Origin of the sequence: Paracoccus sp. ME4 (genome assembly GCF_046736325.1) — a bacterium.
Taxonomy (GTDB): domain Bacteria; phylum Pseudomonadota; class Alphaproteobacteria; order Rhodobacterales; family Rhodobacteraceae; genus Paracoccus.
The window spans coordinates 93,997-118,087 of the sequence record NZ_CP151278.1 but is presented as its reverse complement, the minus strand read 5'-3'; the positions used below and the strand labels follow the sequence as shown (position 1 = coordinate 118,087).

The 24,091-nt window shown below is 70.3% G+C and carries 20 protein-coding genes and 1 pseudogene; 12 read left to right on the top strand and 9 right to left on the bottom strand.

The genetic code is table 11. The annotated features are described in order from the left end of the window. Positions 1-158 precede the first annotated feature (158 nt). Genes AACG61_RS19040 through AACG61_RS19030 form a run of 3 tightly spaced genes read left to right on the top strand, consistent with a single transcriptional unit; the run spans position 159 to position 3,177 of the window. Positions 159-1,013 (top strand): putative selenate ABC transporter substrate-binding protein, encoded by an 855-nt coding sequence (locus AACG61_RS19040; protein WP_411840327.1) that lies wholly within the window; start codon positions 159-161, stop codon positions 1,011-1,013. A gap of 3 nt (positions 1,014-1,016) precedes the next feature. Continuing rightward, a complete protein-coding gene (locus AACG61_RS19035; protein WP_411840142.1) occupies positions 1,017-1,673 on the top strand; it encodes a phosphonate ABC transporter ATP-binding protein in 657 nt (218 codons plus the stop codon). Then, positions 1,666-3,177, top strand: a complete 1,512-nt coding sequence (locus AACG61_RS19030) for a PhnE/PtxC family ABC transporter permease (RefSeq protein ID WP_411840141.1) — start codon at positions 1,666-1,668, stop codon at positions 3,175-3,177. Before AACG61_RS19035 ends, AACG61_RS19030 begins: the two co-directional genes overlap by 8 nt. Here AACG61_RS19030 and AACG61_RS19025 read toward each other — a convergent pair. Both AACG61_RS19025 and AACG61_RS19020 read right to left on the bottom strand, forming a co-directional pair. Beyond that, positions 3,174-3,782 (bottom strand): acyl-homoserine-lactone synthase, encoded by a 609-nt coding sequence (locus AACG61_RS19025; protein WP_411840140.1) that lies wholly within the window; start codon positions 3,780-3,782, stop codon positions 3,174-3,176. The two genes, AACG61_RS19030 and AACG61_RS19025, sit on opposite strands and share 4 nt — an antisense overlap. Before the next feature lie 11 nt (positions 3,783-3,793). Then, on the bottom strand, positions 3,794-4,003 hold the full coding sequence (locus AACG61_RS19020; RefSeq protein ID WP_411840139.1) for a hypothetical protein: 210 nt from the start codon (positions 4,001-4,003) through the stop codon (positions 3,794-3,796). A gap of 133 nt (positions 4,004-4,136) precedes the next feature. Here AACG61_RS19020 and AACG61_RS19015 point away from each other — a divergent pair, with 133 nt between their 5' ends. Next, positions 4,137-4,754 (top strand): autoinducer binding domain-containing protein, encoded by a 618-nt coding sequence (locus AACG61_RS19015; RefSeq protein ID WP_411840138.1) that lies wholly within the window; start codon positions 4,137-4,139, stop codon positions 4,752-4,754. Positions 4,755-4,757: 3 nt separating this feature from the next. Here the strand turns inward: AACG61_RS19015 and xylB are convergent, their stop codons facing one another. The 3 genes and pseudogenes from xylB to hmgA all read right to left on the bottom strand — a co-directional run bounded on the left by xylB (position 4,758) and on the right by hmgA (position 8,835). Further along, positions 4,758-6,206, bottom strand: coding sequence for a xylulokinase (gene xylB / locus AACG61_RS19010; protein ID WP_411840137.1), 1,449 nt, complete (start codon positions 6,204-6,206; stop codon positions 4,758-4,760). Between the two features lie 60 nt (positions 6,207-6,266). After that, on the bottom strand, positions 6,267-7,475 hold the full coding sequence (fahA, locus tag AACG61_RS19005; protein ID WP_411840136.1) for a fumarylacetoacetase: 1,209 nt from the start codon (positions 7,473-7,475) through the stop codon (positions 6,267-6,269). Further along, a pseudogene (gene hmgA, locus AACG61_RS19000) lies at positions 7,475-8,835 on the bottom strand (homogentisate 1,2-dioxygenase). Before hmgA ends, fahA begins: the two are co-directional and overlap by 1 nt. A gap of 153 nt (positions 8,836-8,988) precedes the next feature. Here hmgA and AACG61_RS18995 point away from each other — a divergent pair. Then, positions 8,989-9,912: a bile acid:sodium symporter family protein gene (locus AACG61_RS18995; protein WP_411840323.1), complete on the top strand. Its 924-nt coding sequence runs from the start codon at positions 8,989-8,991 to the stop codon at positions 9,910-9,912. 21 nt (positions 9,913-9,933) lie between these two features. Here AACG61_RS18995 and AACG61_RS18990 read toward each other — a convergent pair whose 3' ends face one another. Next, positions 9,934-10,404: an Lrp/AsnC family transcriptional regulator gene (locus AACG61_RS18990; protein WP_411840322.1), complete on the bottom strand. Its 471-nt coding sequence runs from the start codon at positions 10,402-10,404 to the stop codon at positions 9,934-9,936. A gap of 131 nt (positions 10,405-10,535) precedes the next feature. Between AACG61_RS18990 and AACG61_RS18985 the strand changes: the two genes are divergently transcribed. The 7 genes from AACG61_RS18985 (at position 10,536) to AACG61_RS18955 (ending at position 21,411) form a co-directional block, all read left to right on the top strand. Continuing rightward, positions 10,536-13,928: an indolepyruvate ferredoxin oxidoreductase family protein gene (locus AACG61_RS18985; RefSeq protein WP_411840321.1), complete on the top strand. Its 3,393-nt coding sequence runs from the start codon at positions 10,536-10,538 to the stop codon at positions 13,926-13,928. A gap of 102 nt (positions 13,929-14,030) precedes the next feature. Next, a complete protein-coding gene (locus AACG61_RS18980) occupies positions 14,031-15,848 on the top strand; it encodes an ATP-binding protein (protein ID WP_411840320.1) in 1,818 nt (605 codons plus the stop codon). Continuing rightward, a complete protein-coding gene (locus tag AACG61_RS18975; protein ID WP_411840319.1) occupies positions 15,845-17,206 on the top strand; it encodes a sigma-54-dependent transcriptional regulator in 1,362 nt (453 codons plus the stop codon). The genes AACG61_RS18980 and AACG61_RS18975 overlap by 4 nt, the downstream gene beginning before the upstream one ends. Positions 17,207-17,406: 200 nt before the next feature. Then, positions 17,407-18,381 (top strand): tripartite tricarboxylate transporter substrate-binding protein, encoded by a 975-nt coding sequence (locus tag AACG61_RS18970; protein WP_411840318.1) that lies wholly within the window; start codon positions 17,407-17,409, stop codon positions 18,379-18,381. 62 nt (positions 18,382-18,443) lie between these two features. Further along, positions 18,444-18,905 (top strand): tripartite tricarboxylate transporter TctB family protein, encoded by a 462-nt coding sequence (locus AACG61_RS18965; RefSeq protein ID WP_411840317.1) that lies wholly within the window; start codon positions 18,444-18,446, stop codon positions 18,903-18,905. Between the two features lie 12 nt (positions 18,906-18,917). Continuing rightward, positions 18,918-20,426 (top strand): tripartite tricarboxylate transporter permease, encoded by a 1,509-nt coding sequence (locus AACG61_RS18960; protein WP_411840316.1) that lies wholly within the window; start codon positions 18,918-18,920, stop codon positions 20,424-20,426. A 22-nt stretch (positions 20,427-20,448) separates the two neighbouring features. Further along, positions 20,449-21,411, top strand: coding sequence for a Bug family tripartite tricarboxylate transporter substrate binding protein (locus AACG61_RS18955; RefSeq protein WP_411840315.1), 963 nt, complete (start codon positions 20,449-20,451; stop codon positions 21,409-21,411). A 256-nt stretch (positions 21,412-21,667) separates the two neighbouring features. On the opposite strand, the gene AACG61_RS18950 is transcribed toward AACG61_RS18955, so the two are convergent. From AACG61_RS18950 to AACG61_RS18940, 3 genes are read right to left on the bottom strand one after another with little or no spacing between them, the layout of a single operon-like run. Then, the gene (locus tag AACG61_RS18950) at positions 21,668-22,369 is read right to left on the bottom strand and encodes an ABC transporter ATP-binding protein (protein WP_411840314.1); all 702 of its coding nucleotides are present in this window, start codon (positions 22,367-22,369) and stop codon (positions 21,668-21,670) included. Continuing rightward, positions 22,356-23,138, bottom strand: coding sequence for an ABC transporter ATP-binding protein (locus tag AACG61_RS18945; protein ID WP_411840313.1), 783 nt, complete (start codon positions 23,136-23,138; stop codon positions 22,356-22,358). Before AACG61_RS18945 ends, AACG61_RS18950 begins: the two co-directional genes overlap by 14 nt. Further along, the gene (locus AACG61_RS18940) at positions 23,135-24,091 is read right to left on the bottom strand and encodes a branched-chain amino acid ABC transporter permease (protein ID WP_411840326.1); all 957 of its coding nucleotides are present in this window, start codon (positions 24,089-24,091) and stop codon (positions 23,135-23,137) included. The genes AACG61_RS18945 and AACG61_RS18940 overlap by 4 nt, the downstream gene beginning before the upstream one ends.

Here is a 24,091-nt window from a genome sequence, read left to right as displayed (position 1 = left end):
CGGTCTAGAACGGGCGGGCAAGCCGATGCGCCGGGGGCGTTCGGGCCGTGTGGTTCCGCCGGAGACGGGGGCTTGGCACATCGGCGCGAGACCCCGCCATCGACGGGGTCCGCCGATCCCAGCCCCTCACCCTGACCGGAGCCCAGTCCATGCCCCTGATGTCGCGCCTGTTCGCCACCCTGCTGGCCACCGCCCTGCCGCTCTCCGCCGCAGCCCAGGAAACGCTGTATTTCTCGGCCATCCCCGACGAGGACGAGACCAAGCTGGTCGAGCGCTTCTCGGCCGTGGCCGACTACCTGTCGGAGGAGCTGGGCGTGCCGGTCGAGTTCGTCCCGGTCAAATCTTACCCCGCCGCCGTCACCGCCTTCCGCAACGACCAGGTCCAGCTGGCCTGGTTCGGGGGGCTGTCGGGCGTGCAGGCGCGGCTGCTGGTCGACGGGGCCCGCGCCATCGCGCAGGGCGACGAGGATACCAGTTTCGTCAGCTATTTCATCGCCCATACCGACACCGGCCTGACCGAGTCCGAGGACTTCCCCGAGGCCGCGCGGGGCATGTCCTTCACCTTCGGCGCCAAGACCTCGACCTCGGGGCGCCTGATGCCGGAATACGCGATCCGCGAGAATACCGGCGAGGCGCCGGAGGAGTTCTTTGGCCGCGTGGGCTTCTCGGGCGATCACAGCCAGACGCTGCGGCTGGTCGCATCGGGCGCCTGGCAGGTCGGCGCGCTGAATTATACCGTTTACGATCAGGCGGTTGCCGATGGTGCGCCCGAGGTCGAGACCGCCAAGATCATCTGGAAGACGCCGCCCTATCCCGACTACAACTGGACCATCCGTGGCGACGTGGACGCCCGGTGGGGCGAGGGTTTCGCCGACAAGGTGCAGGCCGCGCTGGTCGGCATGGACGATCCGGACCTGCTGGCGGCCTTCCCGCGCAACGCCTTCATCCCCGCCGCGAACGAGGACTATGCCCCCATCGAACAGGTCGCCCGCGATCTGGACCTGCTGGAGTAGTCCTTGCAGCTTCTGGACGGGGTCGATCTGGGCTATGGCGGCGCGCCCGTCCTGTCGGGCGTGCGACTGCATGTCGCGCCCGGAGAGCGGGTCGCCCTGCTGGGCCGCAGCGGTTCGGGCAAGTCGACGCTGCTCTCCGCCCTGCACGAGGCGGCGGCGGGGCGGGGACTGCGAATCGCGCTGGTCCCGCAGGACGCGGCGCTGGTCCCGCAGCTCTCGGCGCTGCGCAACGTGCTGATGGGGCGGCTGGACGATCACGGCGCCTGGCGCAACCTGCGCACGCTGATCCGCCCGTCGGCGCCCGACCGCGCCGCGGCCCTGGCCGACCTGGACCGCGTGGGTCTGACGCCCCAGGCCGATGCCCGCGTGGAATCCCTGTCCGGCGGGCAGAAGCAGCGCGTGGCCCTGGCCCGCGCCCTGCATCGCGGCGGCGACCTGATCCTCGGGGACGAGCCGCTCTCGGCCGTCGATCCGCGTCAGGCGCAGGAGCTGGCCGCGCTGCTGCGCGCGGCCTTTCCGACCGCGATCCTGGCGCTGCATGACGTGGCCGTCGCGCGGGCCTTTGCCACGCGGGTCATCGGGCTGAAGCAGGGCATCTTTCTGTTCGACCTGCCGGTGGACCAACTGGACGCCACGCGGATCGAGGCCCTCTATGGCTAGCCTGTCGCGCCTTGGCGTGGTGGCGGGGTTTCTGGCCGTGGCCGCGCTGTGCCTGCCGCTGGCCGACCTGACGGTGGCGGGCCACGACCCCTGGGCCGCGCTGGCCCGGATGGGCCGCGGCTTTCTGGCGCCCGATTTCGGCGCCATCGAACAGATCGCCCGCGCCGTCGCGCTGACCGTGGCCTTCGCGGTCGCGGGCGTGACCCTGGGGGGCGTGGCGGGGCTTATCCTGGCGCCCTTCTATCGGCTGCGCGCGGTGCGGGGCCTGGCCATCGCCCTGCGCTCGGTCCACGAGCTGTTCTGGGCGCTGCTTCTGCTGCAGGTCTTCGGGATCAGCGTCTGGTCGGGAGTGCTGGCCATCGCGCTGCCCTATGCCGGGATCTTCGCCAAGGTCCTGTCCGAGATCCTGGACGAATCCGACCGCCGCCCCGACCGCTGGCTGGGCCCGTCGGTCGATCCGCTGACGCGGTTCCTCTGGGCGCGCGCGCCGCTGGCCGTGCCGCAGATGGCGACCTATGCGCTCTACCGGCTGGAATGCGGGCTGCGGTCGTCGGCGGTGCTGGGCTTCATCGGGCTGCCGACGCTCGGCTTTCAGCTGGACACGTTCTTCCGGCAGGGGGAATACGGCGCGGCGGGGGCGGTCATGGCGATCTACATCACGCTGATCGCGACGGTCCGGCTGTGGATGCGGCCCCGGCTGCTGCTGGGCTGGCTGGTCTTCGCGGCGGTGATGCTGGCCACCGTGCGCACGCCGCCGATGGGGCAGGGCGCGCTGTGGCGGTTCCTCAGCCAGGACATCATCCCCGCCCCCCTGCGCCAGGGCGACCCCGCCGCCCTGATGCCCTGGCTGTGGGAGCTGACGAGCACCGCGATCCTGCCGGGCATGGCCGCGACGCTGGTGGTGGCGCAGCTGGCGCTGGTCCTGGCCGGGGCGGTGGCCTTCGTCGCGCAGGCCGCCATCGTGCCCCGCGTCACCGGGCGCATCGGCGCGAGCCTGGGGCATCTGGTGCTGGTGATCCTGCGGTCCTTTCCCGAATACATGCTGGCCTATCTGTTCCTGCAGGTCTGGGGGCCGTCCATGCTGCCCGCGATCCTGGCGCTCGGGCTGCATAACGGGGCGATCATCGGGCATCTTCTGGGCCGTCAGGCGACCGGGCTGACGCTGCGCGCGGACGCGCCGCGCGGCCTGACGCTCTGGGGTTGGGAGATCGCGCCGCGCCTCTTCGGACCCTTCGTGGCGCTGTGCCTCTATCGGTGGGAGATCATCATCCGGGAATCCGCGATCATGGGCATCCTGGGCATCGCCACCCTGGGGTTCTTCCTGGACGATGCCATCGGAGAGCTGCGCATCGACCGCGCCGTCGTCATCCTGATCGCGACCGGGCTGGTCACGGTCGGCATCGACGCGCTGTCGCGCGCCATCCGCGCCCGCCTTGGCGCGGGCGATCTGCGGGTCGGGGACGCGCGGCCGGGGATGACCCCCGGCCAGGCGACCAACTGCTAGGCGGCCATCTGCGGCTGGCGCACCGCGCAGGCGAAGGCCAGGAACTTGCCGTCGTCGTTGGAGACCAGATCGCCCATCGGACGCGGCGTCCAGCCAAGCCGCTGCGCCATGCGCAGAAAGGCGGGCGGCCCCAGGAACAGGCAGTCCGTCGCGCCCACCCGGTGCAGGTGGTCGTTCGACGCCTCAAGGATCGCCTCGGCCAGGCCCGGCACCGGCAGCGCAGCAAAGCGCGTCAGCTCCCAGGACTGCGGATCGACGGGGGGTTCGTCATGGCAGAGGTTGGTGGGCATGCCGGGCAGCAGCCCCAGATGCGCGTCGCGGATCATGTAGGAATAGACTACCTTGCCCCCGCCGAAGGCGCAGTCGGTCCGCTTCAGCCGCGCCCCGCCGATCGCCTGACCGTCGCGATGCGCGATCACGTAGACCGTGTCGAAGGTGTCGTACTGCTCGAACTCGATGCCTTCGGCATGGTGCAGCGGCCAGGCCATGCGATCCACGAAGATCTGCTTGCGCAGCTTGAAGAAGCTGGTCACCAGGTCGAACTGCGCCATGTCCTGCGGCAGGCGGATCGTGCTGATCCGCACGTCGGTCATCGTCTGTGTCATGTCGTCCGTCCTTATTGCCGATAGCCGTCGGGCAGCTTCGCCAGTCCCAGGAACTGGCGTCCGCCGGTCACCTTGTTGGGCAGCCACAGCCCCCAGCTGGTCACCTCGACCTTCAGCACGCCGTCATCGGCATAGGCGTCGAAATAGGTCAGCATCGTCTCGACCATGTCGCGACTGAACTCCGCCGTCGCGAGCTTTGGCTCCCTTATCTCCTTGACCACCGTGTCCTCCGTTGATGAAAGGTGACCCCGCAGTGCGCGTCGCAGGACAGCTTGTCGCGCGAAAACGACCGCACCTGCCTTTTCAGTATGTCCGAAAGGACATATCCTGTGGGTTGAAGAGCCGGAGGCCCGCATGCTGCACGACCTGATCCCCCATTTCGACGACGAGATCGCCGAGATGCATGCCCTCGCGCCATCCGGCTGGATCATGGGGTTCAACCTGACCTACAAGGGGCCGGAACATCTGTTCAACGCCTATCCCGACGCCTGGCGGTCGATCTACGAGGACCGCAACTACTTCTTCGGCGATCCCATCGCGATGTGGACGATGACCCATGACGGGGCCGCGCGCTGGTCCGAGGTGCGCATCCCCGACCTGCGCGGCGTCATGCAGGCGGCACGCAAGTTCCGGCTGAACTACGGGGTGGCCATCTCGCGCAAGGTGGCGGGCAAGCGGTCCTTCCTGACCCTGTCCCACCCCAATCGCGAGTTCACCGATGACGAGATCGCGCGCTGCCGGGCCAAGTTCAACCTGTGGACCGACCTGGTGCTGAACCGCGCCGCCCTGACCCCGGCCGAGCTGGACGTGCTGCGGTGCTTCCGCGACGGGCTGGGCCAGATCGAGACCGCGACCCAGCTGGGCATCGCGGAATCGACCGTCAAGCAGCGCGCCGTGAAGGCCTGCGGCAAGCTGGGCGCGAAGAGCCGCACCCAGGCCGTCGCCATCGCGGTGGCGCGCAACTATCTGTAGGGCCTACTGGATCGCCCGGATCGCCGGATAGCTGGCCCGGAAGGCCGCCAGTGCCTCGGCGAAGGCCGGGCGCAGGGCAGGGTCCGGTTCGATGCGCGCGGTGATCGCGGGCGGGGTCATGACCTCGGCCACGCTGCCCGCACCCGCCGCCACCATGCCAAGGCGCGCAGCCCCCAGGGCCGCGCCGAACTCACCCGCCTCGGGCAGGGTCAGCGTAACGTCCAGCGCCGTGGCGATCGCCTCCAGCCAGTAGCGCGACCGCGCCCCCCCGCCGATCGCCATCAGCGTGTCGGGCCGCGCGCCGCTCCGGTGCAGCGCGGCGAGGCTGTCGGCCAGCCCGAAGGCCACCCCCTCCAGCACGGCGCGGGTCAGGTCGCCCTGATCCGTGGCCGCCGCCAGCCCGGTCAGGCTGCCGCGGATGGCGGGGTCGTTGTGGGGCGTGCGCTCTCCGGACAGATAGGGCAGGAACCGCACCGGGCCGGGGGCGCGCAGCGGTCCCAGATCGGCGGTCAGGGCCGCCGGCCCGGTTCCGGTGATCCGCGACAGCCAGTTCAGGCTGTCGGTCGCAGCCAGCATCACGCCCATCTGGTACCAGCGCCCCGGCACCGCATGACAGAAGCTGTGCAGCGCGGTCTGGGGCGCGGGGGCATAGCCGTCGCGCGCCGCAAGGAGCACCCCCGACGTGCCAAGCGACACGAAGCCTGCCCCTTCGGCCATGGCCCCGATCCCGCAGGCGGCGGCGGCATTGTCGCCCGCCCCGCCCGCCACGCTGACCGGCCCGGAGAGACCCCATTCCGCGGCCAGATCGGCGCGCAGGCGACCGGCCTCGGCCGCGCCCTCGACCAGGCGGGGCATCTGGGCGCGGGTCAGACCCGTGGCCTCCAGCAGCGCGTCCGACCAGTCGCGCGCGCCCGTGTCCAGCCAGGCCGTGCCCGAGGCGTCGGACAGATCGCCGACCGCCTCTCCGGTCAGCCACAGGTTCAGATAGGCGGCGGGCAGCAGGATGCGCGCGGCGCGGGCGAACAGGTCCGGCTCCTCGGCGGCCATCCAGGCCAGCTTGGGCGCGGTGAAGCCCGGAAAGACGATGTTGCCGGTCCGCGCGCGGAACTGCGGATCGGCGTCCATGGCCGCGGCCTGGACATGGCTGCGCGTGTCGTTCCACAGGATGCAGGGGCGCAGCACCTCCCCCGCGCGGTCCAGGACGCAGGCGCCGTGCATGTGGCCCGCCACGCCGATGCCGCGCAGGGCCGCGAATTCGGGGTGGGCGGCGCGCAGATCCGCGACCGCGCCCCGGAAGGCCGCGATCCAGTCGGCCGGGTCCTGTTCGGACCAGCCGGGATGGGGGTGGGAGACGCCGTAATGGCGTTCGGCCGAACCGACGGGCCGGCCCGCCCCGTCCACCAGCAGCGCCCGAAGGCCGGACGTGCCCAGATCGATCCCCAGAAAGCTCATCACCGCTCCTCCCCCGTTTGGCGCGACCATCGGCAGCCGGGGCGGAAATGTCCAGCGCGCTTACCCGGCGGGCAGGATGCGCCCGGTGCAGGGGCCGAACCCCACGCGGAACCCGTGGCCCTGCGCATGGGCGAACAGCGCGACCTCGTCCCCGTCCTCCAGGAAGGTGCGCGGGAGGCCGTTCACGCGCACGGGGTCGCGGCCGTTCAACGTCATCTCCAGCAGCGCACCCATCTGCTCGCGCCCGGGACCCGAGACGGTGCCCGACCCCAGAAGGTCGCCCACCCGCATCGGACAGCCCGAGCTGGCATGATGCGCCAGGGCCTGGGCCTGCGACCAGTACATGACCGGATAGTCGACGCGCGCCATCACCTGGCCGTTCAGCGACCACCCCATCCGGATGTCGTGAAAGCCGGGCCGCGTCTCGGCCAGATAGGGCAGGGGCGCGTGATCGCGCGGCGCGCCGGCGCAGCGGAACGGCTCCAGCGCGGCGCGGGTCACGATCCAGGCCCCGATCGTCGTGGCCATGGCCTTGCCCTGGAACGGCCCCAGGGGCTGATACTCCCAGGCCTGGATGTCGCGCGCCGACCAGTCGTTCAGCAGGACATGGCCGAAGATCATCTCCTCGGCCTGATCGACGGTGATCCGGCAGCCCTGTTCAGTGGGCAGGCCCACGACGGCGCCCAGCTCCAGCTCCAGGTCCAGCTTCGCGCTGGCCGCCCAGACCGGACCGTCCTCGCCGCGCAGCTGACCCATGGGGCGGCGGATCGGCGTGCCGGACACCACCACCGAGGAGGCCCGCCCGTTATAGCCGATGGGCATATGCGTCCATTGCGGCGGCAGGGCGTTCTGCGGGTCGCGGAACAGCGCGCCCACGGTCTGCGCATGATGGCGCGAGGCATAGAAGTCGGTTAACTCGCTGACCCGGATCGGCAGGTGCAGCGCCGCCTGAGCCATGGGGATCAGCGGCAGGTCGCGCGGCCCGTCCGGACCCAGCAGCACCATCAGCCGCGCCCGAAGCGCCGCCCAGGCCCGGGGTCCCAAGGCGATGAAGTCGTTCCAGGCGGGCCGGGCCAGCGTGCCTTCCGCCGCGACCAGGCCCCGCGCCTCGCAGGCGGCCAGGTCCAGGATCAGGTCGCCGACGGCCACCCCGCAGCGCGGCGCATCCCCGTCCGAGAACACGCCGCAGGGCAGGTTGTTCAGCGGAAAGGACCCGTCGGGCCGGTTCGCGCTGTCGATCCACGAGGGCAGCAAAACGGGGGCCGCCATCACTTGACCCCGGGCGTGCCGTCGAACTTCTTCTCCAGCCGGTTCCAGACATCGACGTAATCGGGCTGCATCGGTGCCTCGCGCGCGGCCCATTCGGTCAGGTGCTGGGGAAAGCGCGTCTCGAACATGAAGGACATGGTCTCGTCCAGCTTGTGGGGCTTCAGCTCCGCGTTGCTGGCGGCCTCGAAGGCGTCGCGGTCGGGGCCGTGGGGCAGCATGCAGTTGTGCAGGCTGATCCCCCCGGCGCAAAGCCCTGCGGCTTGGCGTCGTACTGGCCGTAGATGTTGCCCATCAGCTCGGACATGACGTTCTTGTGGTACCAGGGCGGGCGGAAGCTGTGCTCGGCCACCAGCCAGCGTTCGCGGAACAGCACGAAATCGATATTGGCCGTGCCCTCCTGCCCCGAAGGCGCGGTCAGCACGGTGAAGATCGACGGGTCGGGATGGTCGAACAGGATCGCGCCGACCGGGGAATAGGTCCGCAGATCATACTTGTAGGCGCAATAGTTGCCGTGCCACGCGACCACGTCCAGCGGGCTGTGGTCGATCCAGCTCTCGTGGAACTGGCCGCACCACTTGATGACCACGCGCGAACGGACCTCGCGGTCCTCGAAGGCCGCGACCGGCGACTTGAAGTCGCGCGGATTGGCCAGGCAGTTGGCGCCGATGGGGCCGCGATTGGGCAGGTCGAACTTCTGGCCATAGTTCTCGCAGACGAAGCCGCGCGCGGGACCATCCGGCAGCTCCACCCGATAGACCAGGCCGCGGGGCAGGATCGCGATCTCCTTGGGTTCCAGGTCGATCACGCCCAGTTCCGTGCAGAAGCGCAGCCGCCCCTGCTGCGGCACGACCAGCAGCTCGCTGTCGGCGGAGAAGAAGTATTCGTCCTGCATCGACGCGGTGACCAGATAGACATGTGCGGCCATGCCCGTCTGAATGTTGACGTCGCCCGCCGTGGTCATCGTCCGCATGCCGGTCAACCAGGTCAGCGGCCGATCGGGCAGCGGGATCGGGTCCCACCGGTACTGGCCCAGGCTGGTGACGTCGGGCAGCACGTTCGGCGCCGTCTTCCACTGCGGCAGGTCGATGCGCGCGAACCGGCCCGTGTGATGGACCGACGGCCGGATGCGATAGCACCAGGTCCGTTCGTTCTGCCCGCGCGGCGCGGTGAAGGCCGTGCCCGACAGCTGTTCGGCATAGAGGCCATAGGCGCATTTCTGCGGGCTGTTCTGACCCTGGGGCAGGGCGCCGGGCAGGGCCTCGGTCTCGAAGTCGTTGCCGAAGCCGGGCATGTAGCCCGGATGGGGGCCGGGCTGCGCGGGGGCGCGGGTCAGGCCCGAGGGGGTGTCGCTGTCGCTCATCGCGGGGTCCGCCGTTCATTGCACGCGCAACGATCCTATGCCCGCGCCCCGCCGCGCGTCAAGCCGGGGCGGCGGGTTGCGGTCGCCGCCCTCCGCCGCTAAGCCCCCGCAGACAGATCACGGCGCAGCGGAATTGCGCAAAAGGAGGCAGTCTTGACCGCATTGGCACGTTTTTCCAGCTTCGTCGGCAACAGCTTTGCGCTGTGGGTCCTGTCCTTCGCGGCCCTTGGGTTCCTGTTTCCCGACACGTTCCGGCAGCTGACGCCCTGGATCGTGACGCTTCTGGGCATCATCATGTTCGGCATGGGCCTGACCATCTCGGGGCGCGACTTCGCCGAGGTGCTGCGCCGTCCCTATCAGGTGGGCGTGGGCGTGGCGGCGCAGTTCGTCATCATGCCGCTGCTGGCGGTGGTGCTGACCCTGCTGATCCCGATGTCGCCCGAGGTCGCGGCCGGGGTCATCCTGGTCGGCTGCTGTCCCGGCGGGACCTCGTCCAACGTGATGACCTTCATGGCCAAGGGCGACACCGCCCTGTCGGTCGCCTGCACCAGCGTGACCACCCTGATGGCGCCGGTCGTGACGCCATTCCTGGTGCTGATGCTGGCCAGCGAATACCTGCCCGTCGATGCCTGGGCGATGTTCCAGTCGATCCTCAAGGTCGTGCTGCTGCCGCTGGCCCTGGGCTTTGCGGCGCAGCGGCTGCTGCCCGCGCTGGTGCGTGCGGCGGTGCCGATGCTGCCTCTGGTCAGCGTGACCGGGATCGTGCTGATCGTGGCGGCGGTGGTCGGCGCCTCCAAGGGCGCGATCATCCAGTCGGGGGCGATGATCTTTGCGGTCGTGGCGCTGCACAACCTGCTGGGCTATCTGATCGGCTATCTGGCGGCGCGGGTGGCCGGGGTGGACCTGGCCGGGCGCAAGGCCATCGCGATCGAGGTCGGCATGCAGAACTCGGGCCTCGCCGCGGCGCTGGCCACGGCCTATTTCTCGCCGGTCACGGCGGTGCCGGCGGCGATCTTCAGCGTCTGGCACAACATCTCGGGCGCGGTCCTCGCCAGCTGGCTGGCGCGCCGAACCTGAGCCGACGACGGCGGGCGGCCCTCAGCCGGGGCCGTCCTCCTCCTTGATGGTCTTGAGGACCAAAAAGGTCTGCGCGCCCTTGACCGCGGGCAGCGACAGCAGATGGTCGTCCAGAAAGCGGTTGTAGGCTGCAAGGTCGCGGCAGGTGACGTGCAGGTGGTAATCCGCCGCCCCCGTCGTCGCATAGGCCGCCCGCACCGCCGGCGTGATCCGCGTCATGCGGATGAAGTCCTGCACCATCGCCGCGTCGTGACGGACTAGGTTCACATGCACGATGGCCTTGAACCCGTCGCCCAGCACCGCATCGTCCAGCGCCACGGTATAGCGGCGGATCGCCCCCGATTCCTCTAGCGCCCGCACCCGCCGCCAGCAGCTGGAGGCCGAGAGGCCCACCCGCTCGGCCAGGGTCGCGTTGGGGATGCGACTGTCGCGGCGCAGCTCCGTCAGGATGCGCATGGTCACGGGATCGTCCAGCAGCGGCTCATCCGGCATGGCGTTTCACTTGTCTCCGGTTTTTCGGCCAGATTATCCACAACCGCGCTGTTCCGCCAGCATTCTGGAGAAAATCTTCGCCGCGTCGGGCGCATGATGATGCGACAGCGCGCCGGGGAGGATGGGCCGTCATGACCGAACAACCGAAGGGTTTCGCCACCTATCAGCTGGACGATCGCTATGCCCGCCAGCAGGGCCGGGTCTTCCTGACCGGGACGCAGGCGCTGGTGCGGATCATGCTGGATCAGGCGCGGCGCGACCGGGCGCGGGGCTGGACCACGGCGGGTCTGGTCTCGGGCTATCGCGGCTCGCCCCTGGGCGGCGTTGATCAGGAGATGTGGCGCCAGAAGTCCCGCCTGGCCGAGGCCGGGATCGAGTTCCTGCCCGCCGTGAACGAGGATCTGGGCGCCACCGCCATCCTGGGCGCGCAGCAGGCGGTGCTGGACCCCGCCTGCCGGGTCGAGGGCGTGGTCTCGATGTGGTACGGCAAGGGGCCGGGGGTGGACCGCTCGGGCGATGCGCTGAAGCACGGCAACGCCTATGGCTCGTCGCCCAAGGGGGGCGTGCTGGTCGTGGCGGGCGACGACCATGGCTGCGTGTCCTCGTCGATGCCGCATCAGTCGGACGTGGCCTTCATGGCCTGGTTCATGCCGGTCCTGAACCCGGCCTCGGTGGGGGAATACCTCTCCTTCGGCGAATACGGCATCGCGCTGTCGCGGTTTTCGGGGACATGGGTCGGGTTCAAGGCGATCTCCGAGACGGTCGAATCCGGCCAGTCGGTCGTGCTGCCCGAGGACCGCGTCTTTGCGCAGCCGGACTTCACCGGACCGCCGGGCGGCATCCATGTGCGCCTCTCGGACCTGCCCAGCCCCGAGATCGAGACGCGCATCACCCACAAGCTGCGCGCCGTCGAGGCCTTCGTCGAGGCCAACCCGATCGACCGCCGCATCTACGACATCGCGGATGCGCGCTTCGGCATCGTGACCACCGGCAAGGGCCATCTGGACACGCTGGAGGCGCTGCGCCTGCTGGGCCTGGACGAGGCCGCCTGCCGCCGCCTCGGCATCGACATCTACAAGGTCGGCATGGTCTGGCCGCTGGCGCGGCGCGATGCGCTGGCCTTCGTCACCGGCAAGGACGAGGTGCTGGTCATCGAGGAGAAGCGCGGCATCATCGAGAGCCAGTTCAAGGAATACTTCTACGACTGGCCCGGCGCCAAGCCGCGCAGGATGGTGGGCAAGCACCGCGCCGCGGGCGACCCGCTGCTGCCCTGGACCGGGGAGCTGAGCCCGCTGATGCTGGTCCCGGTGCTGGCCGAGCGGCTGGCGCGGTTCTTCCCCGACGAAGGGCTGGAGGACCGCGCCCGCGCCCTGGCCGCGACGCCCGCACCGGCCCTGTCGGTGCCGGGCGCGACGCGCACGCCCTATTTCTGCTCGGGCTGCCCGCACAACACCTCGACCCGGCTGCCCGAGGGCAGCAAGGCGGCCAGCGGCATCGGCTGTCACGTCATGGCGGGCTGGATGGACCGTCAGACCTTGGGCTATGCGCAGATGGGCGGCGAGGGGGTGCCCATCGCCGTCGCGCAACGCTGGAACGGCGGGCGGCACATGTTCCAGAACCTGGGCGAGGGGACGTGGTATCATTCGGGATCGCTGGCGATCCGGCAGGCGGTCGCGGCGGACGCGAACATCACCTACAAGATCCTCTACAACGACGCGGTGGCGATGACCGGCGGGCAGCCGGTGGACGGGCCGGTCAGCGTCGCGGCCATCGCGCAGGCCTGCCGCGCCGAGGGGGTGACGCGCATCGCGCTGGTCAGCGACAACCCGCAGGCCTTCGATCTGGGCGACTTTCCGGCGGGCACCACGCTGGACCATCGTGACCGGCTGGACGCCGTCCAGCGCGAGCTGCGCGAGATCCGGGGCGTCACGGTGCTGATCTATGAGCAGACCTGCGCCACCGAGAAGCGCCGCCGCCGCAAGCGTGGCAAGACCCCCGACCCGGCCCGCTTCGCGGTGATCAACGAGGCCGTCTGCGAGGGCTGCGGCGATTGTTCGGTCGCCTCGAACTGCCTGTCGGTCGAACCGGTCGAGACCCCCCTTGGCCGCAAGCGGCGCATCAACCTGTCCTCGTGCAACAAGGACTTCACCTGCCTGGACGGGTTCTGCCCCAGCTTCGTCACCATCGAGGGCGGCCGCCGCCGCAAGCCCGCGCCCGCGGATCTGGACATCGCGGCCCTGCGCGCCCGGCTGACACCGCCCGTCCTGCCGGCGCTGGACCGGCCCTACGACCTGCTGGTCGCGGGCGTGGGGGGCACCGGCGTCGTGACGGTCGGCGCGCTGATCACCATGGCCGCCCATCTGGAGGGGCGCGGGGCCAGCGTGCTGGACTTCACCGGCTTCGCGCAGAAGTTCGGCACGGTTCTGGGCCATGTCCGCCTGGCCGCGCGCCCCGACGACATCCATCAGGTGCGCATCGAACGCGGCCATGCCGATGCGGTGATCGGCTGCGATGCGGTCGTCTGTTCCTCTCCCAAGGCCAGCCTGCATTACCGTCCCGGCACGCGGGTCGTGCTGAACCGCGCGCCCATGCCCACGGGCGATCTGGTGCTGAACCGCGACGCCGATCTGCGCATCCCCGAACGCGAGGACCTGATCGCGCGCACGGTGGGGGCCGCGAACCTGCTGGCGGTCGACTTCAACCGCGCGGCCGAGCGGCTGATGGGGGACGCGGTCTATGCCAACATCATGGCGCTTGGCGCCGCCTGGCAGCAGGGGATGGTCCCGGTCAGCGAGATGGCGCTGAAGCAGGCGATCCTGCTGAACGGCGTGACGGTCGAACGCAACGGCCTGGCCTTCGACCTGGGCCGCCTGCTGGCCGCCGATCCGGCCGCGCTGGAGGAGGCGCCAAGCGAGCCGGTCCATCCGCAGACGGCCGACGCGATCATCGCGGACCGCATGGCGCGGCTGACCGGCTATCAGGACGCAGCCTATGCGCGCCGCTATGCCAACACGCTGGCCACGCTGCCCCCGGTCGAGGGGATCCGGCGCGCGGCGGCCGTCTCTCTCTATCGGCTGATGGCCTACAAGGACGAATACGAGGTCGCGCGCCTGCATGCCGATCCGGCCTTCACCGCCCGCATCGCGGCCGCGTTCGAGGGCGACTACACCATCCGCCACCATCTGGCCCCGCCGCTGCTGCCGCGCGGCACGGACGGGCGCGGGCGGCCGCGCAAGACCGCCCTCGGCCCCTGGATGCGGCCGGTCCTGCGGGGCCTTGCGCGGCTGCGCGGCCTGCGCGGCAGCTGGGCCGACCCCTTCGCCCGCAGCGCGGACCGGCGGCTGGACCACGACCTGCTGGACTGGTTCGAGGGCGTGATCGCGCGGGTCGCGCGCGACCATGCGGCCCTGGGCGCGGATGCGGTGACGGTGCTGGAGGCCGCGCAGGAGATCCGCGGCTATGGCCCCGTGCGCCATGCCGCAGCCGACCGCGTGCGCGCGCAGGTGGCCGCGATCCTGACCTGACCGGCCCCGCGGGACGCAAAGTTTCGCTGACGGCTGCCCGCGGATTTGCTAGAGCGGGTCCGGGGGCCGCGCGGCGCGCGCGGATGCAGGGAGCGGATGGGGATGAAGCGGCGGCATCTGGTCTGGGCGGCGGTCATCGCGGTGGCGGCGCTGGTCGTCTGGCAGGCCGACCGCCTGGCCCAGGCCCATGCCCTGCAGCGCGGTCAGGACCGGGCCGAGACCGCCCTGCGCCTGACCGAGAACGCGCTGGCGGGCTATCTGGCGCGCTATCAGTCGGTGCCGCTGCTGCTGGCCGACCTGGACGCCGTGCGCGCCCTGGCCATGCGCCCCGACGATCCGGCCCGCCGGGCGGACATCAACCGCCTGTTCGCCGCGCGCAACGCGCTGCTGGGGTCGTCCGACATCTATCTGATGCGCGCCGACGGGCTGACCGTCGCGGCCTCGAACCACGACCAGCCGCACAGCTTCGTGGGCCAGAACTTCCACTACCGCCCCTATTTCACCCAGGCCGCGGCGGGGCAGGCGGGGCGGTTCTTCGGCGTGGGCACGACGTCGGGGGTCAGGGGATACTACTTCTCGGCGCCGGTCCGCGACGACCGGGGGCAGGTCGCGGCGGTCATTGCGGTCAAGATCGCGCTGGACGCGGTCGAGGCCTCGTGGCGGGGCAGCGACCTGCGCATCTTCGTCACCGATCCGGACGGGGTGATGTTCATGGCCTCGGAACCCGACTGGCGGTACCGGGCGGTCGTGCCGGTCTCCGCCGACTGGCAGGCGCGGATCGACCCGACGCAGCGGTATGACGACATGGCCATCCGCCCGCTGGTCCATGAGCACCGCAGCCGGGGCGACGCGCGGCTGATGCGCATCGCGGAGGGCGCGGCGCGGCGCGACTATCTGGCGGTGTCGCGCCCCATGCCCGAGGCGGGCTGGACGGTCCATGTCCTTCTGGACACGGCCGAGCTGCGCGGGCAGGCGCAGATGGTGGTGATGCTGCTGATCCTCGCGGGCTGCGTGGCGGGGGCGGGGGCGCTGATCCTGCGCCAGCGCCGCGCGCGCATCGCCGAGCGTCTGGCCATGCAGATCCACGCCACCGCCGAGCTGGAGCGTCGCGTGACCGAACGCACCGCGGACCTGGCGCGGATGAACCACCGCCTGGAGGCCGAGATCACCGAACGCCGCGCCACCGAGGCGGAACTGCGCGCCGCCCAGGACAGCCTGGTGCAGGTCGGCAAGCTGGCCGCCTTGGGCCAGATGTCGGCGGCGCTGTCGCACGAGATCAACCAGCCGCTGGCGGCGGCGCGCAACTATGCCGACAGCGCCGCGATCCTGATCGACCGGGGCGAGGTCGGGCGCGCGCGCGACAACGTGGGCCAGATCCTGACGCTTCTGGACCGCATCTCGGCCATCGGGCGGCATCTGCGCAATGCGGCGCGCAAGCCCGGCGACCGCCTCGGCCCCGTCCACCTGGCGCCCCTGCTGGTCGAGACGCGGATGATCATGGAGGGCCGGCTGGCCGCCATCGGCGCCGTGCTGGAGGAGGACATCCCCGACGACCTGCCCCCGGTCCTGGCCGGGCCCACCCGGCTGCAGCAGGTGCTGGTCAACCTTATGGGCAATGCCGCCGACGCGGTCGAGGGGCAGGCCGACCGGCGCATCACCCTGTCGGCCCGCGCCGTGGACGGGGTCATCGCCATCACCGTGCGCGACCGGGGACCGGGCGTGCCCGACGCGCTGGCCCTGCGCATCTTCGATCCGTTCTTCACCACCAAGGGGCCGGGGGCGGGCATGGGTCTGGGCCTGTCGATCAGCGCCAACATCCTGCGCGATCTGGGCGGGCGCATCTCGTGTCATGATGCGGGGCCGGGGGCGCTGTTCCGCGTCACCCTGCCGGTGGCCCATCCCGAACGGGCTGCCGCATGAGCGCGCCGCAGGTGATCCTGGTCGATGACGACCACCAGATGCGCAGCTCGACCGCGCAGGCGCTGGAGCTGGCCGGGGTGACGGTCCACACCGTCGGGTCGGGCCCCGAGGCGCTGGCCCTGGCCGGGCCGGGCTTCGACGGGATCGTGGTCAGCGACATCCGCATGCCGCAGATGGACGGCATGACCCTGATGGGCCATCTGCGCGATCTGGACCCGGACCTGCCGGTGATCCTGATCACCGGCCATGCCGACGTGCAGCTGGCCGTCAGCGCGATCCGCGCGGGGGCCTACGACTTTCTGGAAAAGCCCTTCGTGGTCCAGGACCTGGTGACGGTCATCCGCCGCGCCTGCGCCCATCGCGCGCTGGTTCTGGACAACCGCCGACTGCGCGCGGTGGCGGGCAAGCGCGACGATGTCGAGGCGCGCCTGCCCGGCCGCACCCCGGTGATGGTGGACCTGCGCCACCGCGTCCGCGCGATCGGTGCGGCGGATGCCGACACGCTGATCGTGGGGCCGACCGGATCGGGCAAGGAGGTCGTGGCGCGCACGCTGCACGACATCTCGGCCCGCGCGGCGCGGCCCTTCGTGGCGATCAACTGCGCGGCCCTGCCCGAGGCGCTGATCGAATCCGACCTGTTCGGCCACGAGGCGGGGGCCTTTCCCGGCGCCCTGCGCCCGCGCTTCGGCAAGTTCGAACATGCGCGCGGCGGCACCGTCCTGCTGGACGAGATCGGCGCCATGCCGCTGGATGTGCAGGCGCGCCTGCTGCGCGTGCTGCAGGAGCGCAGCATCACCCGCCTCGGCTCGCACGACCCGATCGCGCTGGACGTGCGCTTCGTGGCGATCAGCAAGGTCGATCCCGCCACGCTGGTGGCGCGGGGGCTGCTGCGCGAGGACCTGTACTGGCGGCTGAACGTCGCGGTGCTGCATGTCCCGCCTTTGGCCGCGCGGCGCGAGGACATCCCGCTGCTGTTCCTGCAGCTGATCCGCGAGGCCGCCGCCCGCAACAAGTGCCCCGAGCGCGAGGCCGGTCCCGCGTTGCTGTCGGACCTCTCGGCGCGCGACTGGCCCGGCAACATGCGCGAGCTGCGCAACCTGGCCGAACGCTTTGTCCTGGGGCTGGAGGGGGCGGCCGAGGCGGACATGCCTCTGGCCCGGCTGGCCGACCGCATGGCCGATTTCGAGCGCAGCGTGATCGCGGGGGCCATCGCCGCGCATGGCGGGCGGCTGCGGCCCGTCTACGAGGCCTTGGGGATCTCGCGCAAGACGCTCTACGACAAGATGCAGCGGCACGGGCTGGACCGCCGCCTGATGCTCGACCCCGACGACGAGGACCCGGCCCGCCCCGACGGCTGATGCCCGGGGATGGGTAGCGATCCACACATCCCCGACCCCGCATGTCACCTTTCCTACCCATTTCCGGCGCGCGACCCCCGAAAATCGTCGCGGCCGCGTGATTAGCGTTTGGCGCTCGGCACCCTGATGGCGCAGCATCTCCGGCACGGGGCCGCATCGTTGAGGAGCGCGCGGCCCATCAGCCAAAACCGGGAGGAATCATGGCTTTCAAGACGATTTCGGCGTCGCTTCTGGCGGCGACCGTGCTGGCGGGGCCTGCGCTGGCGCAGGACTATCCCGCGCGCCAGATCACGATGATCGTGCCCTTCTCGGCCGGGGGGCCGACCGACACCGTCGCCCGCCTGGTGGCGGAGCGCATGTCGGCCGATCTGGGCCAGCAGATCGTGATCGAGAACATGGGCGGCGCGGGCGGCACCCTGGGCGCGGGCCGCGTCGCGGGCGCCGAGGCCGACGGCTATACGGTGCTGCTGCACCATATCGGCATGGCGACCGCCGAGACGCTCTATCGCAACCTGGCCTATGAGACGCTGGAGGCCTTCGACTATGTGGGCCTGGTGACCGAGGTGCCGATGGTCGTCGTCGCGCGCCAGGACTTCGAGCCGGCCGACTTTCCGGCCTTCCTGGAGTTCGTCAAGGGCAATGCCGCCGACCTGACCCTGGCCAATGCCGGCATCGGCTCGGCCAGCCACCTGTGCGGCATGCTGCTGATGCAGGCGCTGGATGCGCCGATGATCACCGTGCCGTATCAGGGGACGGGCCCGGCGATGACCGACCTGCTGGGCGGCCAGGTCGACGTGATGTGCGACCAGACGACCAACACCACCCAGCAGATCCAGGGCGGCACGGTCAAGGCCTATGCCGTCACCACCCCCGAGCGGCTGGAGCTGTTCCCCGACCTGCCCACCGGCGCCGAATCCGGTCTGGAAGGGTTCGAGGTGGCCATCTGGCACGGCATCTACACCCCCAAGGGCACGCCCGCCGAGGTGAACGAGCGCCTGTCCACCGCGCTGCAGGCCGCGCTGGCCGATCCCGGCGTCGCCGAGGCGATGGCCGGTCTGGGCACTGCCCCGTCCTCGGCCGAGGACGCCACCCCGGCGGCGCTGCAGGCCAAGCTGGAGGCCGAGATCGCCCGCTGGCAGCCGGTGATCGAGGCCGCGGGCGTCTACGCCGACTGATCGCGCGGCCCCCCGCGGCCGGGCGTCGCGGGGGGCATCACGCCACGGGGAGGGAGGGGCGCATGTCCACCAACACCAACGACAAGACCGATCAGGCCGCGGGCCTGCTGCTGATGGGGGCCGCGGGCTTCTTCGGCTGGCAGACGACCGGGCTGGAGATCGGCACCCTGTTCCGCATGGGGCCGGGCTATTTCCCGATGATCCTGTCGGGGCTGCTGTTCCTTCTGGGCGCGGTGATCTTCCTGAAGTCCTTCGGCCGGCCCGGAGAGCCCTTCGGACCCATCGCCTGGCGGGGCATGATGCTGATCCTGCCCGCGCCCATCGTCTTCGGGCTGACGGTGCGGGGCCTGGGCTTCGTCCCGGCGCTGTTCCTGGCGACGCTGATCGCCTCGCAGGCCTCGGTGCGGATGCGGCCCGCGGCGGCGCTGATCCTGTCGGTGGCCGTGACGATCCTGTCCACGCTGATCTTCAGCTACGGGCTGGGCCTGCCGTTCCGCCTGTTCGGGCCCTGGGTCCAGTTTTAGGGAAACGCCATCATGGATCTTCTGTCGAACCTGGCGATGGGCTTCTCCGTCGCCTCCACCCCGGCCAACCTGGTCTTCTGCCTGATCGGGGTGCTCTTGGGCACGCTGATCGGGGTGCTGCCGGGCATCGGCGCCACGGCGACCATCGCCATGCTGCTGCCGATCACCTTCCAGCTGGAGCCGGTCAGCTCGCTCATCATGCTGGCGGGCATCTATTACGGAGCGCAATACGGCGGCTCGACCACCGCGATCCTGATCAACATGCCGGGGGAAAGCTCCTCCGCGGTGACGGCGATCGACGGCTATCAGATGGCGCGGCGGGGCCGGGCGGGCATCGCGCTGGCGACCGCGGCCCTGGGGTCATTCTTCGCGGGCACGGTGGCCACCTTCCTGGTCGCGATCTTCGCGCCGCCGCTGACGGTCATCGCGCTGAAGTTCGGCGCGGCCGAGTATTTCAGCCTGATGGTGCTGGGCCTGATCATGGCCGTGGCGCTGGCCCATGGGTCGGTCATCAAGGCGCTGGCGATGATGGTGCTGGGCCTGCTGCTGGGCATGGTCGGCACCGACATCTATACCGGCGCGCCGCGCTTCACCTTGGGCATCACCGCCTATGCGGACGGGCTGAACTTCGTGGCCCTGGCCGTGGGCCTCTTCGGCATCGCCGAGATCCTGCGCAACCTGGAGGTCGAGCAGACCCGCGAGGTGATGACCCGCAACATCCAGCGCCTGATGCCCAACCGCCAGGAGTTCCGCGAGATGGCAGGCCCCGTCCTGCGCGGCACCGGCATCGGCTCGGTCCTGGGCATCCTGCCCGGCGGCGGCGCGATCCTGGCCAGCTTTGCCAGCTACACGATGGAGAAGAAGCTCTCCAAGCACCCCGAGGAGTTCGGCCACGGCGCCATCGCCGGCGTCGCGGGCCCCGAAAGCGCCAACAACGCGGGCGCGCAGACCAGCTTCATCCCGCTGCTGACGCTCGGCATCCCGGCGAACCCCGTCATGGCGCTGATGATCGGCGCGATGATCATCCAGGGCATCGTGCCCGGCCCGAACGTGGTCAGCGAACAGCCGATGCTGTTCTGGGGCATCATCGCCAGCATGTGGATCGGCAACCTGATGCTGGTGGTGCTGAACCTTCCGCTGATCGGGCTGTGGGTCAAGCTGCTGACGGTGCCCTATTACGTGCTGTTCCCGATCATCATGGCGATGTGCGCCATCGGGGTCTATTCGGTCGACAACAACACCTTCGACCTCTACGCCGTCGCGTTCTTCGGCCTGCTGGGCTATGTCATGTCCAAGCTGCGCTGCGAACCGGCGCCTCTGCTCCTGGGCTTCGTTCTGGGCCCGCTGCTGGAGGAGAACCTGCGCCGCGCCATGATCCTGTCGCGGGGCGATCCGACCACCTTCCTGACCCGACCGATCAGCGCGGGCCTGCTCTTGGCGGCGCTGGCGGTGCTGGTGCTGGTCTTCCTGCCCCAGATCCGGTCGCGCCGCGACGAGGTCTTCACCGAAGCCGACGGCTGACATCATGAAAGGACATCCGACCATGACACCGATCACCAGACTGATGCAGGGGGCGGCGCTGGCCGTCCTGATGACGGGCGCCGCCGCGGCACAGGACTTTCCCGAACGCGCGGTGACCCTGGTCATCCCCTTTGCCGCCGGCGGCTCCACCGACGTGGTGGGGCGCATCGTGGCCGAGAAGATGAGCGCCCAGCTGGGCCAGCAGGTCGTCGTGCAGAACGTCGGCGGCGCGGGCGGCAGCCTGGGCGCGGGGCAGGTCGCGCGGGCCGAACCGGACGGCTACACCATCCTGATGGGCACCGTCGCGACCCATGCGCTGAACCCGCTGATCCTGACGCAGAAGCCTTATGACCCGGTCGCGGATTTCGCGCCCGTGTCCCTGCTGGTGCTGGTGCCGAACGTGCTGGCGGTGAACCCCGAATTGGGCGTCGACACCGTGCAGGAGCTGATCGACCTGGCCAAGTCCGAACCGCTGGCCTATGCCTCCTCGGGCAACGGCACGCCGCTGCACCTGTCCGGAGAGCTGTTCAAGTCGATGGCCGGGATCGACCTGACCCACATCCCCTATCAGGGGTCCGGCCCCGCGCTGACCGACGTGCTGGGCAATCAGGTGCCGATCATCTTCGACAACCTGCCCTCGGCCTCCAGCCACATCGCGGCAGGCTCGCTCAAGGCGCTCGGGGTGACGACGACGGAACGTGCCGCCAGCTTCCCCGACGTGCCGACCATCGCCGAGACGCTGCCCGGCTACGAGACCTATACCTGGAACGCGCTGTTCGCCCCGGCCGGCACGCCGCCCGAGGTGGTCGCGGCGCTGAACGAGGCCGCAACGGCCGCGATGGCCGATCCCGACGTCAAGGCCCGCATGACCGAGTTCTCGGCCACCATCGTCGCCTCGACGGCCGAGGACCTGGCCGCGCATGTCCAAGCCGAGATGGAGAAATGGGCGCCCGTCGTGACCGACGCCCAGGTCCGCATGGACTGAGGCCACGCCCCTAACGATGCGGGTCCGCCCTTCGAGGGGCGGACCCGGTTTTGCGGATATGCGCACCTTGGCACTGGCGTTCCATAACTCGGATTATAGGCGGCGATCGTCGCTCTCGGAAAAGCCGCCCTCGCGTCGCCTTGACGGCCTTCCTGGATCTGCGCAGACATCAATGCATTGCCATCCGCCACACCGCTCGTGCACGCGCCATAGCAGCCGACGCGGCGACATCGTCGAACCGGGCACCGGCGGACGGTCAGATGCCCAGATAGGCCTCGCGGATGCGCGGATCGGCGATCAGGGTCGTGGCGGGACCCTCCATCACGATGCGGCCCGTCTCCATCACATAGCCCCGGTCGGCGATCTTCAGCGCGCCGAAGGCGTTCTGCTCGACCAGCAGGACCGTCACGTCGCGCGCCTTGAGGCCCTGCACCACATCGAAGATCTGCGCCACGATGATCGGGGCCAGGCCCATCGACGGCTCGTCCAGCAGCAGGCAGGCGGGTCGCCCCATCAGCGCGCGGGCCATGGCCAGCATCTGCTGCTGGCCGCCCGACAGGCCGCCCGCGGACAGGTTGCGCTTCTCGCGCAGGATCGGGAACATCGCGAAGGCGTCCTGCATGTCCCGGTCCACGCGGTCGTCGGCAAAGCCGTAGGCCCCGAGGCGCAGGTTCTCCTCGACCGACAGGTTGGTGAAGATCTGCCGTCCCTCCGGCGACTGCGTCAGGCCGCGCGCCGGGCGCTTCCACGCAGGCAGCGTGGTGATGCGCTCGCCCCGGAAGGTCACCGTCCCGCCCGAGACCGGCTGCACGCCCGACAGGCAGCGCAGGAGCGTGGTCTTGCCCGCGCCGTTCGCGCCGACGACGGTCACGATTTCTCCTGCGCTCACCGTCAGGTCGATGCCGTGCAGCACCTCGATGCGGCCATAGCGCGACCGCAGCCCCTCAACCGTCAGCATGGGATGCTCCTTCGGTGCCCAGATAGGCGGCGATCACCGCCGGGTCGCGGCTGACCGAGGCCGGGTCGCCCTCGGCGATCTTCTGGCCGTGATCCAGCACGACGATGTGGCTGGAGATGCGCATGACCAGCTTCATGTCATGCTCGACCAGCAGGATCGCCACGCCGGATGCGGCGACCTCGGCGATCAGGCGGTCGATCTCCTCGGTCTCGACGGCGTTGCAGCCGGCGGCCGGTTCGTCCAGCAGCAGGACCTTGGGGTCCAGCGCCAGCGCGCGGGCGATCTCCAGCCGCTTCAGCGCGCCGTAGGACAGCGCCCCCGCCTCGCGTTCGGCCATGCGCTCCAGCCCCACGCGGGCCAGCAGCGCACGCGCCCCCTCGCGGGCGTCCCGCGCCCGGCGGCGCGAGGCGGGCAGCGCCAGCAGATCGGCCAGGACCGAGCCGCTCTCGCGCAGGTGATAGCCCGCGACGGCATTGTCCAGCACGCTCATCGACTGGAAGATCTGCAGGTTCTGGAAGGTCCGCGACAGCCCGCGCCGGGCCAGCAGGTGCGGCTCCATCGCGGTCACGTCCTGCCCCTCCAGCAGGACCCGCCCCTTGTCGGGCCGATAGACGCCCGAGATCATGTTGAACAGCGTGGTCTTGCCCGCGCCGTTGGGGCCGATGACCGACAGGATCTCTCCGGGCCGGACCGAGAAGCCCACGTCGTCCACGGCGCGCAGGCCGCCGAAGCCGATGCCCAGCCCCTCGATGGAAAGCAGCGCGCTCATTCGTCCTTCCTCCGCAGTGTCTTGAGGATCGAGGGCAGCAGCCCCATCGGCAGGAAGATCATCACCAGGATCATCACCAGACCCAGCACCATCTGTTCGTATTCGGCAAAGACCGTCAGCACCTGCGGCAGGAGCGTCAGGATCGCCGCGCCGAAGATCGCCCCCAGGACCGAGCCGACGCCCCCCAGGACGGCCATGGTCACCATCTCGATCGAATGCATGAACCCCGCCACGTCCGGCGTCACGAACCGGTTCTGTAACGCCAGAAGCGAGCCCGAGACAGAGGCATAGACCGCCGATATGACGAAGGCCCGTAACTTCAGCCGCGCCACGTCGATGCCCACGGTCCGCGCCGCGACCTCGGAGCCGTGCAGCGCGCGCAGCGCCCGCCCCGTGGGGCTGTCATGCAGGTTCAGCGCGATCCAGGCCCCGATCAGCATGCAGAGCCCGCTGAAGAAATACCAGAACTGACCGTTCGACAGCTTGAGCCCCAGATCGCCCAGAAGACCGCGCAGGCCCAGATCGGCGACCTCGATGCCGTCCGGCCCGCCGGTCAGCGCGCGTTCATTGGTCAGCACCATCGTCACCAGGATGCCGAAGCCCAAGGTCGCGACGCCTAGGTAATAGCCGTGCAGGCGCAGGATCGGGCGGCCGACCAGATAGGCCAGCGCGCCGGACAGCACCGCGCCCAGCACGACGGCCAGCGCGGGCGGCAGGCCCAGATGCACCGGCGCCAGCGCGCAGGCATAGGCGCCTATCCCTGCGAACCCCGCATGGCCCAGGCTGACCTGCCCCGCATAGCCGGTCAGGATCACGATGCCCGTCACCGCGATGGCATTGACGAAGATCAGCGCCCCCACGCGATAGTAGAAGTTGGACGGAAACAGCAGCGGCGACAGCGCGATCAGTGCCATGAGCACGATCAGCGTCGCGGATTTCGGCGTCATGCGCAT